Annotated in this window: 17 protein-coding genes; 1 reads left to right on the plus strand and 16 read right to left on the minus strand. The window is 39.3% G+C overall.

The features are described from left to right. Positions 1–30: 30 nt before the first annotated feature. The 9 genes from fni to prsW form a co-directional block, all read right to left on the minus strand. Positions 31–1,098 carry a type 2 isopentenyl-diphosphate Delta-isomerase gene (gene fni, locus HRJ06_RS16335; protein ID WP_197969994.1) on the minus strand — a complete coding sequence of 356 codons (1,068 nt, stop codon included), beginning with the start codon at positions 1,096–1,098 and terminating at the stop codon, positions 31–33. Beyond that, positions 1,098–2,234 carry a 30S ribosomal protein S1 gene (gene rpsA, locus HRJ06_RS16340; RefSeq protein ID WP_174734029.1) on the minus strand — a complete coding sequence of 379 codons (1,137 nt, stop codon included), beginning with the start codon at positions 2,232–2,234 and terminating at the stop codon, positions 1,098–1,100. Before rpsA ends, fni begins: the two co-directional genes overlap by 1 nt. Positions 2,235–2,389: 155 nt before the next feature. Further along, positions 2,390–2,971, minus strand: a complete 582-nt coding sequence (locus HRJ06_RS16345; protein WP_174734030.1) for a 1-acyl-sn-glycerol-3-phosphate acyltransferase — start codon at positions 2,969–2,971, stop codon at positions 2,390–2,392. A 2-nt stretch (positions 2,972–2,973) separates the two neighbouring features. Continuing rightward, positions 2,974–3,648: a (d)CMP kinase gene (gene cmk / locus HRJ06_RS16350; protein ID WP_174734031.1), complete on the minus strand. Its 675-nt coding sequence runs from the start codon at positions 3,646–3,648 to the stop codon at positions 2,974–2,976. Positions 3,649–3,850: 202 nt separating this feature from the next. Next, positions 3,851–4,033, minus strand: coding sequence for a YpfB family protein (locus tag HRJ06_RS16355; RefSeq protein WP_174734032.1), 183 nt, complete (start codon positions 4,031–4,033; stop codon positions 3,851–3,853). Positions 4,034–4,096: 63 nt separating this feature from the next. After that, positions 4,097–4,759 carry a flagellar brake protein gene (locus tag HRJ06_RS16360; RefSeq protein WP_174734033.1) on the minus strand — a complete coding sequence of 221 codons (663 nt, stop codon included), beginning with the start codon at positions 4,757–4,759 and terminating at the stop codon, positions 4,097–4,099. 710 nt (positions 4,760–5,469) lie between these two features. Next, positions 5,470–6,816, minus strand: a complete 1,347-nt coding sequence (gene ypeB, locus HRJ06_RS16365) for a germination protein YpeB (protein WP_174734034.1) — start codon at positions 6,814–6,816, stop codon at positions 5,470–5,472. 12 nt (positions 6,817–6,828) lie between these two features. After that, positions 6,829–7,629 (minus strand): spore cortex-lytic enzyme, encoded by an 801-nt coding sequence (gene sleB, locus HRJ06_RS16370; RefSeq protein WP_422392739.1) that lies wholly within the window; start codon positions 7,627–7,629, stop codon positions 6,829–6,831. Between the two features lie 141 nt (positions 7,630–7,770). After that, positions 7,771–8,463, minus strand: a complete 693-nt coding sequence (gene prsW / locus HRJ06_RS16375; protein ID WP_174734036.1) for a glutamic-type intramembrane protease PrsW — start codon at positions 8,461–8,463, stop codon at positions 7,771–7,773. A gap of 103 nt (positions 8,464–8,566) precedes the next feature. Between prsW and HRJ06_RS16380 the strand changes: the two genes are divergently transcribed. Continuing rightward, entirely contained in the window at positions 8,567–9,538 is a 972-nt protein-coding gene (locus HRJ06_RS16380) for an asparaginase (protein WP_174734037.1), read from the plus strand. 49 nt (positions 9,539–9,587) lie between these two features. Here the strand turns inward: HRJ06_RS16380 and HRJ06_RS16385 are convergent, their stop codons facing one another. From HRJ06_RS16385 to HRJ06_RS16415, 7 genes are all read right to left on the minus strand, one after another. Next, a complete protein-coding gene (locus HRJ06_RS16385) occupies positions 9,588–10,556 on the minus strand; it encodes a YpdA family putative bacillithiol disulfide reductase (protein WP_174734038.1) in 969 nt (322 codons plus the stop codon). Positions 10,557–10,773: 217 nt separating this feature from the next. Further along, positions 10,774–12,051 (minus strand): Glu/Leu/Phe/Val family dehydrogenase, encoded by a 1,278-nt coding sequence (locus tag HRJ06_RS16390; RefSeq protein WP_174734039.1) that lies wholly within the window; start codon positions 12,049–12,051, stop codon positions 10,774–10,776. 283 nt (positions 12,052–12,334) lie between these two features. Next, positions 12,335–12,916, minus strand: a complete 582-nt coding sequence (locus HRJ06_RS16395) for a genetic competence negative regulator (protein ID WP_174734093.1) — start codon at positions 12,914–12,916, stop codon at positions 12,335–12,337. 136 nt (positions 12,917–13,052) lie between these two features. Next, positions 13,053–13,835: a metallophosphoesterase gene (locus HRJ06_RS16400; protein ID WP_174734040.1), complete on the minus strand. Its 783-nt coding sequence runs from the start codon at positions 13,833–13,835 to the stop codon at positions 13,053–13,055. Positions 13,836–13,881: 46 nt separating this feature from the next. Next, entirely contained in the window at positions 13,882–14,259 is a 378-nt protein-coding gene (locus tag HRJ06_RS16405) for a hypothetical protein (RefSeq protein WP_174734041.1), read from the minus strand. A gap of 58 nt (positions 14,260–14,317) precedes the next feature. Further along, positions 14,318–14,950, minus strand: coding sequence for a CBS domain-containing protein (locus tag HRJ06_RS16410; RefSeq protein WP_174734042.1), 633 nt, complete (start codon positions 14,948–14,950; stop codon positions 14,318–14,320). 163 nt (positions 14,951–15,113) lie between these two features. Further along, the gene (locus tag HRJ06_RS16415) at positions 15,114–15,572 is read right to left on the minus strand and encodes a YpbF family protein (RefSeq protein WP_174734043.1); all 459 of its coding nucleotides are present in this window, start codon (positions 15,570–15,572) and stop codon (positions 15,114–15,116) included. Position 15,573: the final 1 nt, after the last annotated feature.

Genomic DNA, 15,573 nt, shown 5'->3' on the forward strand with positions numbered 1-15,573 from the left:
CTCGATGCTTTTTGTCTTTTATTTATTTTTTTAGATTCTTCTCTGACTGTAAGCAGCTGTGTCGATTCCTCTTTGAGTAAGCCAATGATGTGTTTTTCCTGATATCACCAGAGGAGCATTATGTAAATCACTTATTTGTTTGGCACCTAAGGCTGTCATTATAAAAGCAACCTCTTCTTTTATAAAATTAATTTCCTTGATCAGTTCGTCAATACCCTGTTCAATTAAAATTTTCAAAAAGTAGCCTGCCATCCCTACAGCATCTGCTCCTATTGCCAATGCCTTAGCAATTTCCATGCTCGTCTGTATGCCGCCGGATGCAATTATAGGAAGATTAGGGCTGCAAGTTTTAGCTTCAGCGACCGATACAGCCGTCGGAATTCCCCACTCATCGAAAAATGTTAATAAACGGGCACGTCGTTCATTTTCAATTTTTGAAAAGTTGGTTCCTCCAAAACCTCCAACATCAACTGCTTTAACACCGGCTCTGCAGAGTTTAGCTACAGTTTCCATACCCATCCCAAAACCAACTTCCTTAACAATAACGGGTACATTGACACTGCTCACAAGCATGCCGATTCGATCAATTGCACCTTTGAAGTTACGGTCGCCTTCAGGCATTGTCAATTCCTGAACAACATTTAAATGGATTTGGATAGCGTTGGCAGCTACCATTTCTATAGCTTCTTGGGCCTGAGATGCAGTTGCTTCGCTTCCAAGGTTAGCAAGAATGACTCCATCGGGAAACTCTTCCCTTACAACTTCATAAGTTCGCCTTTCCTCTGCGTCTTTAATAGCTGACATCTGAGAACCTACAGCAATCCCAAGGCCGGTCTCCCTTGCAGCGATAGCAAGGTTCCTATTTATATCATAGGTTTTTCTCCCGCCTCCGCCCGTCATAGCATTGATAAAAATTGGCGAACTTAAATGAAGTTCGCCAATTTTAGTATGCAGTTCGGCCGAGTCCAGTGAGGAATTAGGCAGGCTTTGATGTACAAATGTAATATCCTCAAAGCCTGTGTTCCGTGCTTGCCCTGTTTCAAGTGCAAAGCGTATATGATCCCACTTTCGAATTGATCTCGACACATTCATCACCATTATTGTTTTAAGTTCTTTAATTTATCACCGATCATCTCACCAAGCTGAAACCCTTTTGACTCTTCAGGCATTTCATAATCAAAGTTTTGGTCGTTTCTTTCTTCAAATTCCTTCATGCTTAAAGACAAACGCTGATCATCTTTATTGGCATCAAGTACCTTAACCTTAACTTCCTGACCTTCCGATAAAACTTCATGAGGAGTTCCAATATGACTATGGGAGATTTGTGAAATATGGACAAGCCCTTCTACTCCAGGAAATACTTCAACGAATGCCCCATAAGAAACTAACCGTCTTACAGTTCCTGTTAGAGTAGTGCCTTTTGGTGCCTTTTCTTGAATATCTGACCATGGTCCAGGCTGAGTTTCTTTAATTGATAAAGAAATTCTTTCGTTATCACGATCAACGCTAAGCACCTTAACTGTTACACTTTGACCTTCCTGAACAACATCAGTAGGCTTTGCAACATGCTCATGTGATAGTTGAGAAATATGGACTAGCCCGTCAACTCCGCCAATATCAACAAATGCACCAAAATCTGTAATCCTTTGTACTGTTCCTTCAATGACTTGACCTGCCTGTAAGGATTCAAGAATATCATACTTACGCTGCCCCTGCTCCTGTTCTACAACAGCACGATGGGAAAGAATCAGACGGTTTTTTTCCTTATCAAGTTCAACTATTTTAAAAGAAAGACTTTTGCCTTTGTAGTCTGAAAAATCTTCAACAAAATGAGCTTCAACTAGGGAAGCGGGTACAAATCCCCGGACACCCAAATCAACTACGAGACCACCCTTGACTACATCCTTAACCTCAGCTTCAAAAACTTCTTCACTTTCAAACTTTTGCTGAAGTTCATCCCAGGCTTTCTCTGCATCTACCTTTCTTTTTGAAAGAATCAACGCTTCTTCTTCTACCTTTAAAACTTCAAGATCCAAAGTATCACCCTCAGAAACAGCATCTCCTGCTTTTTCAACATGCAGACTGGAAAGTTCACTAATCGGGATGATTCCGTCTAGCTTACTGTTTTCGATGTGTACAAGAACCTGCTTTTCTTCAACTTTAGTAACTTGGCCTTGAACCTTGTCACCTACAGCTAAATTGTTTACTTCTACTTGATTCATATCTTCTGACATATGTACTCCTCCTTAATCCAATCACTGATCCAAATATATTGATATTGATGCAAGCATCACATACATAACAATTCAAGGGAAAAGAATAGAATATTCAAAATAAATCTCTTTCATCTAACTTCTTACAATTAGCCCAATTTGTCAAGCAAGAACAATTATTTGTGTGTGTGTATTAGTTTGCGGATTTCATCCATAATTAATTCAGTTGCTTCTTCTGCCGAGGATTTATTTTCTCTAAGTTTTCGCATATCAATTGGTCTTCCATAGACAACCTTAACTCTGCGAAAAGCCTTATAAGGGCCTATAATGGCACATGGAACGACCTGGGCATCCGACCTTAACGCAAAGAAGCCTGCACCCGCCAATCCTTTCCCGATTTCTCCTGTTTTACTTCTTGTTCCCTCTGGAAAGAGTCCTAAAACCTTTCCTTCCTTTAAAATGTTGAGACCTTTTCTTAAGGCTTCTCTGTCGCTCATTCCTCGTTTAACAGGAAAAGCATTTAAGTGAGGGACGAATTTTCCTAGTACAGGTATCGAGAAAAGTTCTTCCTTCGCCATAAAGTGGATTGGCCGCGGAAGCAATATCCCGACCACTGGCGGATCAAGATTATTTATATGGTTTGAGCATAGTAAGACTCCGCCTTGAGCCGGAATGTTTTCTTCTCCGATAACTTCAAACCGATAAATTGGTTTTAGTACCCCGTAAACGATGGCTCTCGTAAAAGAATAAATTGTCACTTTTATCCGATCCTTTCTATAGCCAATTCCATGATTCGTTCGACTACCTGATGAATGGACAGTGATGTTGTGTCAATTTCAACCGCATCGTCTGCTTTTTTCAGTGGAGCAATTTCTCGTTCAGAATCCAGCTTATCTCGACGGGCGATTTCTTCCATAAGGACAGCCAAATTAGAACTGTAACCCTTTTTAAGGTTTTCTGTGTGCCTTCTTTGTGCTCTTTCTTCCACGCTTGCTAAAAGAAAAACCTTTACCTCAGCATTAGGAAGAACATGGGTGCCGATATCCCGTCCATCCATTACTACGCCGCCTTGGGAAGCAAACTCCTGCTGCCTCTTGACCATTTCTTCCCTAACCTGTTGATGCTTGGCAACTAGGGACACGGAGTTGGTTACGATGTCCGTCCTAATTTCCTCAGTTCTATAAATTCCATCAAGCAGTACCTGTTGCCCGCTATCTCCCGGCAAAAGTTCAATCACTGTATCATTCAGGATATTCATTAATGAGTTTTCATCATTAATATCTGCCTTTTCCTGAATTGCTTTATAAGTCAATGCTCGATACATGGCACCTGTATCAATATATATGTATGTAAGTTTCTCGGCTACGATTTTTGCTACTGTACTTTTACCTGCTGCAGCCGGACCATCGATGGCTATTGAAATACGTTTGTTCATAATTCCTCCTGTAAACACATAGTACGTCTTTTTATTTCACTCCATTATTTTACCACAACAAACTACAATACTCTCTTTGTAATCACGATATTTTTTATCTTTATCGTTGTATTTTTGCTTTACGTAAAGTCCCAAAACAGAAGCTGTGTAATATTTAGTATTTGTTTTAACACACAAAAAAAATAAGCAGGTTCTTCACTGCTTATCTTGTATTTCCAATTGTCTCAAGTATTTCAGAAAAATTATTTTCACTCACGCCTTCATACTGAGTTATCTCTTTAAGTTCAGGAAGTGCATTCAGTCTGTGAAAAAAAACCTGAGTGAGCAACAAAATGATAAATTGAATAACTGCAGCTTTCAATAAAATTCTTTCGAACGTTTTCATAACTACTCCTAATTTCAGTTTTACCTTTATTATTGGTAGTTTCAACCGAAATTATGCCTAACGCTAAACAGAAAGACCTCTTTTCTTAGCTGCAAGCTGCCTTTCAAAACAGAACCTAAGCAAAAGCTGTCTGTCTGTTCCCGTTGCAGCTATAAATTGCAATGATACTTTATTTTTAATTTGGTTAGCGTCTATTGATCTGATAACCTTACTTTTCAGCAGTCTATAATGGAATTCCCCATTTTGCATTGGTAGAACAAACCAGCAATCTATAATCATACCAGGCTTTAGGTTGATATTTTTACCTATAAGCAAAGCAGCGCCTCCTGCGCTTATATCATCTGTTACTGTAGTAAATGGCGGAAAAGAGACATCTTCAGCATGAACTGCAACATCAACAGAAGTTTCAACCCTGACATATTGTCTTCTTTGAATTTTAATTGTATGTTCCTTGCCAGGATAGGAGAGATGTATTAATGGAATAGCCTGTTTAATTCTTCCCTTGACTTCAGTTTCAAAATGAAACTGTGTCCCATCAGCCAATGAAAAGGTAGCCGTTAAAGGAGTGCCCTCTAACAAATAAACGGTTCTGTTTGAGCTCAGGTCAACAGGATAACCTATAAAGAGACTGCTTTCGTTTCTCTCAAGCAGTTTACATTTATACTTTTCTTTTTCAGATGATGAATGTTTCGGTTCCAAAATTATGGTATCTCCGATTTTTATCATAGCGGACCACGCCTTCGCTTATTGTCCCATAAGGGTATTCCTGTCAATTTTAATATTACATGGAAGAAAAAAAACGGTCAATAGCTGAAATGCGAAAGCGCCATGTTCAGCCCCGAAAAGCGCTGGAGGGCCAGCAGGTGAAGTCGTTCTTTGACTTCAACAGCTGGACCGAAGCGACTCGAGGGGCTTGGCGCTGCAACTGGACAAAATGATTGTGGCGCCGACCGTCTAGAAACGAGCAAAATGGCCGACTAAATACGCCACGTCCTGTGGCGACGTCGGCACTTGTACCTCCTGTACTTCGGAAGCTCCGACTAAGAAGCGTTCTTTGCTTCTGCCGGAGGAGCTGAAGTTTGCTGCGTTTCTGGGAAGCGCAACTTGATAGCTGAAATGCGAAAGCGCCATGTTCAGCCCCGATAGTCCTTAATATGAAGCCGACTGTTTAGCTTCGACAAGCGCTGGAGGTCTTGAGAAGATGTAGTCGTTCTTTGACGTCAACAGCTAGGCATCTACCTGAAATGGCTGCTTGCAGCCTTTTGACGCGGCTTTAGCAGTAGGAGCAGGACTTCTAGATGCTTCCTTAAGTGATCCCCTGAGCTGTTCCAAGCCTATGGCCCCTCGCTAAATACTCGGGGAAGTTTATCCTGAATGAAAACTGGCTTGGCGCTGCAAGCTAGCAAGAAAAAAGTGCCCCAGCTGGGACACTCACTTTAAACAACATCTTCATACACTTGCTCAGCCTGCTTTAACTTCTCTACCTTTTCTTCGATACCGTTCTCGGCATTAATAAAGATTCTATAAGTATCATCACCAAGAGTACCTAATATTTCGTGACAAAGTACCTCTTCTTTTAATTCATTCATGATTATAGCCTGACGCTGCTCCATGACTTGCAAATTGGGATTTACCTCTCCTCGTGCCTCCTCTGCTGTTATAGCAGGTTCAGGAATTTCGCGAGTATGGTGTGATTTTAGATAATCACTGGCTGAAACGCCGATAATGTTTCCATTATCCAATGCTACCTTTACTTTGATGGCGTCTGGATAAATCCTTATGTCATTTTCATTCGTGACAAAAGTGAATACACCCACATTATCATATTGGGCACTTTCAAACATGTCCAAATTCTCGAAGCCATTTTCCTTCAAAAAAGAGATCGCCTTATTACTGGCGTCATTAAGACTAATAACTTGTTTTTCTACATCTCTTGAAAGCAGATACCAGATTGGCTGTCCGCCTTTTTTGGTAATATCCATGCTGGCCGTTATGTCGTTCGAGTTCTTTAATGTTACACTAAAAAATCCGTAATCAGAACCCTTACCATTTTCCGTTACCTTCACTTCGCTGTCTTCACCTAAGCCAGCATATTTTTTGGCTATGTTTACAGCCTCCCGCTTGGTGATCTTCTCGCCTTCAAGATACTTGAAATTCTCATCCTTTTTTTGCATATTTAGGTTAGCGACCCCGAATTCAGTTTCGGAATATCCTTCAACTGTTTTTTCTACCGTTTTAAAACCGTCTATAATAGTGTTATCGGCTTTTTCATCGCCGGCAGCTAATGCTAATTCTACATCCATCCATCTTAAATTATTCTTAAAAACTAAGTGTTGTACCTGCCTTAATTCATTTTGAATGTCTTGAGATTGAGTGTAAAGAGCCTTTAGTGTCTGGTATTCTTTATCCGATAACGGCTCAGCTGTTAAATCACGTAGCGCTGCTTTGTGGCTGAAGTTTCCGACATTAGCCAAAAATTGTTCCGTTTTATTAAACGGCAAGAGAGTCAGCGGCAATTGTCCAACATCATTATGTGCCTCTGATGTTATCTTCCACACATCAGCCAATGCAGGTGACAGAGACTTTTGGGAATTCATTGCAAGTGTAGTCCCAATTTTGTCATGCAGCAAGTCAACTTGAAATGTTAGGTCATGAAAAGCACGCTGATATGAGTTTTCTGCATGAATCAAAACAGCTGTCTTTTCTCTATGCTCCTGATAGCCCCAATAGGCTGTACCAGCCACACCTATTACCAATATACCTATAATAATATTTCTAATCACTTTACATCCCCCCTATTCACAGAATACATGTTTCCCGATCCGTTTAATCTGTGGCCTAGACCAAATCCATTTACTTGTTGCGGTAGCAGGGTTAAAGTAATAAAGCGCTTCTCCTGTTGGATCCCATCCATTTAATGCATCTATGACCGCTTCCTTTGCTCTTTCATTTGGAGTCAGCCAGATCTGCCCATCAGCCACTGCAGTAAAGGCTAATGGCTCAAAGATCACTCCTGAGACAGTATTAGGAAAGGTACCACTCTCTACACGATTAATAATAACGGCGGCCACTGCTACTTGGCCTTCATACGGTTCTCCTCTTGCCTCACCATAGACAGCATTCGCCATTAACTGGATATCATTTTGTGAAAATCCATTTGGCACGTTTGCGGCCGTCGGTTTTTTTGGAGTCGCTTGCTGCCCTTGTCCTGCGGGAGTTCCCCCACCTCCGCCACCAGCTGGCTTTTGTTGTTTTTTCAAATCCGTTCCGCCATAGTGGGTAAAATTATTACCTTTTTGCACCTGTTCTTTTACGAATTGTTTATTGTACTTAGAGGCCTTAACAAGTTTAGCTTTTGTTGCTTGGCCCGCGAGACCGTCAATTGGAAGACCGAATTCATATTGAAAATTCCGTAAAGCCCAATAGGTGCCCCAGCCAAACACTCCGTCAATTTTCTTATTGTAAAAACCAAGATACTGCAGACGTGATTGCAGTTCGATAACATCATCTCCAACAGCACCATGCTGTATTACTTGGTCGGAGAAAGCACTGACAATCTGTTCATCGCTGCTTACTGTAAACAAGCACAAACACATCACGGTTATAATCAACAACTTTATCGGTAAAGATTTAGTCTTCATCGTAAGTACCCCCCTAATTTAGCCTTTAAGATTAACCCTATTTTTTGTATGTCTAAGAGTTTTATACAAAAATCTCCTATAAAAAGAAAAAAACCCTCATTTTTCAATAATGAAGGGTTTGCTAAACATCTGTTGTTCGTAATGTTTATCACTTAATATTCTCGCTTTTTTCACCTTCCTCAAACCAAGCCACCAAAGAAAGATCATAAAAGGCACCATTAAAATAATCCATTGTTCAAGGGTAATCAAGATATAATTGTAGGTTCCATGAAGACAAACTGGAATCAATAAAGACAAAACAAGCCATCTCCACTTTGTGCCGGGAGTAAACTTTGCTTTACCAAGATAATAGCCAAGAATAACACCAAACAGAGCATGGCTGGAAACAGGCAATAAGGCTCGGCCCAAGGCGTATTCCATCCCATTCCCCAAGAGATAAAACACATTTTCCATTGTCGCGAATCCCAGTGACACAGAAGCGCCATAAACGATTCCATCATAAGGCTCATCAAAGGTAACATGCTGAAAGACCGTATAAAATAATATAAACCATTTAAAAAATTCCTCAAGCAGCCCGCTGGCTACGAATGCTGTCACAATATCAGACTGGATTATATTTTCTGCTTCCAAGACGTACTGAATAAACATGATTGGAAACACGAGGAGAGCGCCAAACAGAAAAGTCTTAAATACCATAGAAAACGGTTCTGACTCATAATGGTCTTTTAAATAAAAATAACTTAATAGAGCCAGCCCGGGTGCAATACCCGCAGTAACTATTCCTAACATGAGCTGTCCTCTTTTCAATTCGTTTCCTTCATCGTATCATGTTACTTATAGAAAAAAAATAGAATCTTAATCGGTAGTTGCATACAAGGGGGAAATATATAGCATGAAAAAGAATATTCTAATCATTCATACGGGCGGGACTATTTCAATGAGTGAGGATAATAATGGAGCTGTCAGCCCTGGAAAAGTAAATCCACTATCTTCACAAACTTCTACGCTCTCAAACCTTGCAAATTTTTTTTTAGAAGAGCCTTTCAATTGGCCATCTCCTCATATAACATCTATAGAAATGATGAAATTAAAAAAACTTATAGATGCCTATACTGAGAAAAATTTAATTGATGGTGTAGTAATCACACATGGAACTGATACTCTTGAGGAAACAGCTTATTTTCTGGAACTGACCGTGAAATCTGAAGTTCCGATTGTCGTAACAGGCGCTATGAGATCCAGCAACGAAATTGGTTCGGACGGGCTTTATAACTTTATTTCTTCAGTAAGGGTGGCATCTAGCTTAGAAGCGATTGGAAAAGGGGTTCTTGTAGTCCTAAACGATGAAATTCATACGGCTGATAACGTGACAAAGACCCATACAAGTGATGTATCAACTTTTCAAAGTCCGCAATATGGACCAATTGGGATCGTAACAAAACGCGGAGTTATTTTTCATCACTTACCTGCAAAGAAAGAAAAATATACGATTTCATCTGCAGATAAGAAAGTTGTCCTAATCAAAGCTCATGCAGGAATGGATTCTACGCTCCTATACGCCATTAAAGAGATAGGAGTTGAAGGAGTAGTCATCGAAGCACTCGGACAAGGAAACCTTCCCCCATCGGCCGTTCCAGGAGTAATTAGTCTTATTGCACAAAACATACCTGTTGTATTAGTTTCACGCTGTTTCAATGGTATTGCTCAGGATATTTACAGTTATGAAGGTGGCGGAAGACAATTGAAGGATCATGGAGTAATTTTTTCTAACGGACTTAATGGCCAAAAAGCGAGGATTAAATTATTAATTGCGCTAGAGGAAACAACGGAAATGACTGAAATAGAAAGAATGTTTCAGTTTTAAGCAAGAATTAGTTGATATATAAACTGGGAAGCTCTCGCTGCCCAGTTTATTATTTTTCTCGATCCTTAATGGTCTTGGCAATCTGACCCCCATGAAAACGACCGTTTTCAATAAAGATTTCATTAGCGTTATTGCCTGCTGCCAGAACTCCCGCAATAAATATCCCTTTTACATTTGTCTCCATAGTGTCAAGGTTATGGCTCGGTCTCCCTGTTACAGAGTCAATATCGACTCCCATTTTCTGAAGGAACTTATGATCGGGATGATAACCTGTCATTGCATAGACAAAGTCATTTTTTAAAATGAATTCTTGCCCATCTCTTTCATAAACAACCGTAGTGGGGGTTATTTGTTTAACCTGAGCACCAAACTCCATTGCGATATTTCCGTGACGGACTAATGATTCAAATTCCGGTAATATCCAAGGTTTAATGCTTTTGGAATACTCTCTACCTCTGTAAAGAACTGTTACCTTTGCCCTTGCCTTTTCGAGCTCAATTGCTGCATCAATACTAGAATTTTTTCCACCAATTACAACTACATCCTGATTAAAATGAGGATGGGCTTCTTTAAAGTAATGAGAAACTTTCGTTAATTCCTCTCCAGGTATACCAATATAGTTAGGGTGGTCATAATACCCAGTTGCAATTATGACATAAGGAGTTATGTATTCCTGAATACTTGTGGAAACACAGAAAGCACCATCGTCTAAACGATTTACCTTTGTTACTTCCTCATAAGAACGAATATCGAGCTCCTCCCTTCTAACCACTTCTCTATAATAGGTTAAAGCTTGGTTTCTCTTTGGTTTATAATTTTCTGTAATAAATGGCACTTCTCCAATAGAGAGCTTTTCACTGCTGCTGAAAAACGTCTGGTGGGTAGGATAATTATAAATTGCATTAACGATATTTCCCTTTTCTATAACAAGTGGTGCTTTCCCTATCTTTTTCAAGGCTATCGCGGCTGATAGTCCACAAGGTCCTCCGCCGACAATAATAACTTCTGCGTTTTCCATTTATATTCCACTCCTTAAAAACCGGCAATACACAGCCTTCGGCAGTTTCCCCTGCCCTTAGCCTATGCTACCCTTTAGTCTTAATAGTTCGTTATATAAATACTCAAATAAAAAATCTCCTACCTGTAAATGATAGGAGATTTCTCTATTTGATTCAACGGAGATGACTCGTTTCTATGATTTTTTCTCGTTTCTTGACAGTCGGCTCCGCTTTTATTTATATCCAGCCTCTGAATCGGCTTGCTTCTGCCATCTTTCTTACACCAACCATATATGCAGCGAGTCTCATATCAACACGGCGGGTTTGGGCTGTATCATAAATGCTGTTAAAACTCTTTACCATAACTTTTTCAAGCTTTTCTTCCACTTCTTCTTCTGTCCAGTAGTAGCCCTGGTTGTTTTGTACCCATTCGAAATAAGATACGGTCACACCACCGGCTGATGCTAAAACATCTGGAACCAATAAAATGCCGCGGTCGGTCAGAATTTCAGTTGCCTCAAGAGTTGTAGGGCCGTTTGCAGCTTCCACGACAATGCTTGCGCGGATGTTGTGGGCATTTTCCTCAGTTATTTGGTTTTCAATAGCAGCAGGGACAAGAATGTCACAATCAAGCTCTAAAAGCTCCTTATTGCTTATTGTGTTATTAAAGAGTTTGGTCACCGTTCCAAAACTGTCGCGGCGGTCAAGAAGATAATCAATATCGAGCCCATTAGGATCATGGAGACCTCCGTATGCATCGGAAATTCCAACTATTTTCGCGCCAGCGTCATGCATGAATTTCGACAGGTAACTTCCCGCGTTACCAAATCCCTGAACGACAACTCTTGCACCCTTTAGTTCAATGCCTTTCTTCTTAGCTGCTTCTCTGATACAAAGAGTTACTCCTTTTGCTGTCGCCGATTCTCTTCCGTGAGATCCACCAAGGACAAGTGGCTTACCTGTAATAAAGCCTGGTGAATTAAATTCATCAATCCGGCTGTACTCATCCATCATCCAAGCCATAATTTGTGAGTTGGTAAATACATCTGGTGCAGGTATATCTTTAGTAGGTCCAACAATCTGACTAATTGCCCGGACGTATCCACGGCTGAGTCTCTCAAGTTCCCTGAACGACATATCCCGCGGATCACAAATTATGCCCCCTTTACCGCCTCCATAAGGCAGATCAACGATACCGCATTTTAAACTCATCCATATAGAAAGGGCTTTTACCTCTTTTTCAGTTACATGTGGATGAAAACGTATGCCGCCCTTTGTAGGACCAACTGCATCATTATGCTGTGCACGAAAACCAGTGAAGATTCTTACAGAACCATCATCCATCCTCACCGGCATTTTTACTGTCATCATTCGAATTGGCTCTTTTAATAGTTCAAATACCTCTTCGGGATAACCTAGCTTTTCTAAAGCTCTGTGAATCACCGTTTGTGTAGATTTCAGTACATCATGTTTATCTTCTGTATGTGGTTTTTCATTACCGTTTTCGGCAACCATTTACAAACCTCCTAAAATCACTTTTGCGGATAGTTGTCTGCTTTCAAGACATAGTATACACCTTTGTCTGTTATATGCAAGAATAAAAGGCACTTTTCTGCATTTTAAGAACATTAAATGAAAACGCTGTCAAGAACGGCATAAAATTTCATGCCGCGAAATCTTATTTTTTATTTTCCCCTACAATTTAAAAAGAAACGTACAAATTCCATTCATAGTTAAATTCACTCTCGAAAATCATTCATTAGAGAAATCTCCAAAAAAAAAGCGGTGAACCCGCTCATTAAAAAAAGAAATGAACTAGGGTTTCGACCGCTTTTTCTTTAATAATTACTTTTCCATACTCTAAAATCCTGTGAATACTCATTAATGAAGGATTGCCAAACTCAGCAAGAATGGATACCGTTTTGTTCATTTCATCTGCAGATGGTTCCTCAAAGTAAAAATAGTAAGTATCATTCATGCAGTATAGGGATCCGCCGTAAATATCGCTTTCCTTTAGCCTTTTAGATAATTGAATGACATCCTCAATATTGTGAAACTCAAAAAGGATATCCTCAGACCCTTCTACAGTAACCTGCATTTCAATGAACCCGTCATCAAATGGTTCATCTTCTTCCTCATGTTCTTGCATGGTTACAATCATAACCATTCCCTGTCCTTGAAGGGAAAATATTTCAACTGTAACAGACCCTAAAATTTCAAAATCAAACTCTTCGCTTGCCTCAATAAGCATGTCGTAAAATAATTGGTGCCACTTCATTGAATCTTTCCAGATATCTTCTTTTGTCAGCCCTCTATCCGATAGATCGTCAATTGTTAAAAAAACCTTTATTTTATTGAAATTTATCCGCTCTAAGCGCATCATAATGCCCCCTGCCGTGAACAAAACTCTTATTTTAGTTTATGAATGATTCGCAGGATGGTGAGTTAATTTGTTTAAACGATGCGCAGTAATCCACTTGTAAAGCTTCCTTATTTCTATCCCATGTTTCACCGTATCAGCTTTCTCTTCGCTCAGAATGACTGAGCGTGATTAGATGGGTTTGAGCCGGAGCTCCAAGTCTTAAGGGTATTTTTGTCGTGCCATATCCATTACTCGTCAGTACAGTTGTATTTCCATGTTCTTTTATTCCTCCAAGTTCATATGGACCAAATCCAAATATACGGATTTGGCCTCCATGAGTATGACCGCTAATTACAAGCCGGATCCGATTATTCTGGTCTATTTTTTTAAAAATAACTGGATTATGACTGATTAACACTCTGAAACCATTGTCTCCAGCATCCGCTAATGCCAAATCAAGTCTGTCCCTTTCAAGCCCCACATCATCAACGCCAAGCATGACGAGTTCCTCACCAGAATCAGATTCAAATTTAACTGCCGTGTTATCCAATATTTTAATTCCCAAATCTAATAAGAGTGCGTCAAGTTCATGGGAATCTGTTTCGTAATCATTGTTTCCCCAAACAAAATAAACGGGCCCTAAATCTTTTAATTTGAGAAGATTTTCCTTTATTCTGGACATGGAAACTCCTTTTTCAGCCAAGTCGCCACCAATAACAATTAGATCCGCCTTACCCTTAACCTGTTCAATGATTTGCTGCGAAACTTTTCGATGATGGATATCCGAGATAAAGAAAATAGTGACTTCGCCAAAGCTTTTTGGAAAATCCGAAAAGAAAAGTTTATTAATTATGACTCGGTCTGTTTGTGCTTCTTTATACATATGTACTAACATTCCAACTGCAATTCCTAAAAAAACCAATAAAAAAATGACCATTGGCCGTTATCAAATCCTTTTCAATCTAATGTAAAAAATACTGAAGTCAATTCCTTGCTGCTTTATCTACTGAGATCATACCATATAAGCAAGAAAAACCGAAAAATATAGATGTTTGCCAAAACCCTTCGTTAAATAAGAAATAAAAGCCAATCAAAGTTAATACTAGAACGATCACCCCTAAAAAAGAGGTTCGTTTTCCTTTGAAGAATTTTACTGTATGGTCAAAGCCATCTTCGATGATGCTGCCTAGAGATGTAACTCCTAAAATGAATGCCAACGCAGCTGCAAAGAATTCAAGCGGGTCTAATACAAATTCCACTACAAGCTCTGAGAAGACAAAAGGAAGAGGTATAGGAACCCATTGAATAAACAAATACCCACTAACAAAACCTGTAATCAGCTGAATCAAATATTTAAGCATAAAAACCCTCCCATACCAATGTATGAAAGGGTTTAAGTTTTTTTCCTATATTCGAAAATCAATCTTCGTAAATATCCAATATACGAAATCCTGAATCTTCGAGTTTTTGCACAAATTTGTTAATATTATCTTTCTTTTCGATTTTCATGACGATTCTTCGGACTAGTTTATCTGTTTCATCAAAAGTAACCAATGATATTATATGTTCATGGAAGTGGTGGGCAATTTCTGACAGCCTCGCGATTCTTCCTTCGAGCTCTATTGAAGTGAACGCAATCCTGACTCCTTTTCGGTTCATTCCAAATGCACTTTGAAACTGATCGAGTACGTCGCTGCGAGTAACCACACCTTTAAAGACTCGATTCTCATCTACTACTGCTAGAAGCGGAAAATCCTTTAGTTCAATCAAGGTAGATTCAAAAATTTCATTTCCCTGTAAATACTTTTCCTGGTAAACAGCAACATCCTGTGCTTGCGTATTTTTTAAAAACTCTTCTTGGTTCTGCCCACTTTTAAAAAATTGTTCATATATTGCATTCCTGGTTACCACTCCAGCATACTGGTCAGCCTTTAAAACTGGCATTCCATCTATTTGATGGGCTTCAAGCCTTTCCAGCGCTTCTTGCAATGTTTCATTATACTCAACTTTAACGCACGAATAATTAGGTATCATTATACTTTTCACAAACATTTTTCACACCTCAGTCCAAATTAATTTTACATTACAATAGATTCAACAGCGGGTGAAAAAACCTCCTTAGTGTAGAAGGGTGAAAAGTTATTTCTATTGATAAATTTCGGAAGACTAGAAGCTACAATTTATTGGTTTATCCTTTTGACGAATAAATCATATATTATTTATTCTCATGATAGAGGTTTATGTCATATTTGGTGTTCATTAATTCAAACACCAAATGGCGGCTTTTCCATTCATCTTCCTTTTTCCAAAGATCTTTGCTTTTATCAATTATTTCACACCGTAAAGCGTGATACTCTTTTTCCGCCTTTTCTCTCTTTTCCCTAAGTAAATTCATCCAACCAAATGTGCCCACCACTATTACAAGCAAGTATAAATTTACACTATCACTGACGAATGCTGTAAACATTTGCGCAAATGAATAGGAATAAGGCTGAACCACTGTCAAAAATAAATAAAGGAAGAAAAAGAAGGCAAATGCCATTGTTAAGCACATGACAAGAATATGTCTGCTTTTCAAATTTTCAAATTTCCTTTTTCTTTTCACTACATTATCTAGCATCTTTTTTGCAGTTTGATCAGTCCGTTCATCAAGCATTAATATAGACGGTTCCATG

Origin of the sequence: Mesobacillus harenae, from assembly GCF_013343715.1 — a bacterium.
GTDB classification, from domain to species: domain Bacteria; phylum Bacillota; class Bacilli; order Bacillales; family Cytobacillaceae; genus Mesobacillus_A; species Mesobacillus_A harenae.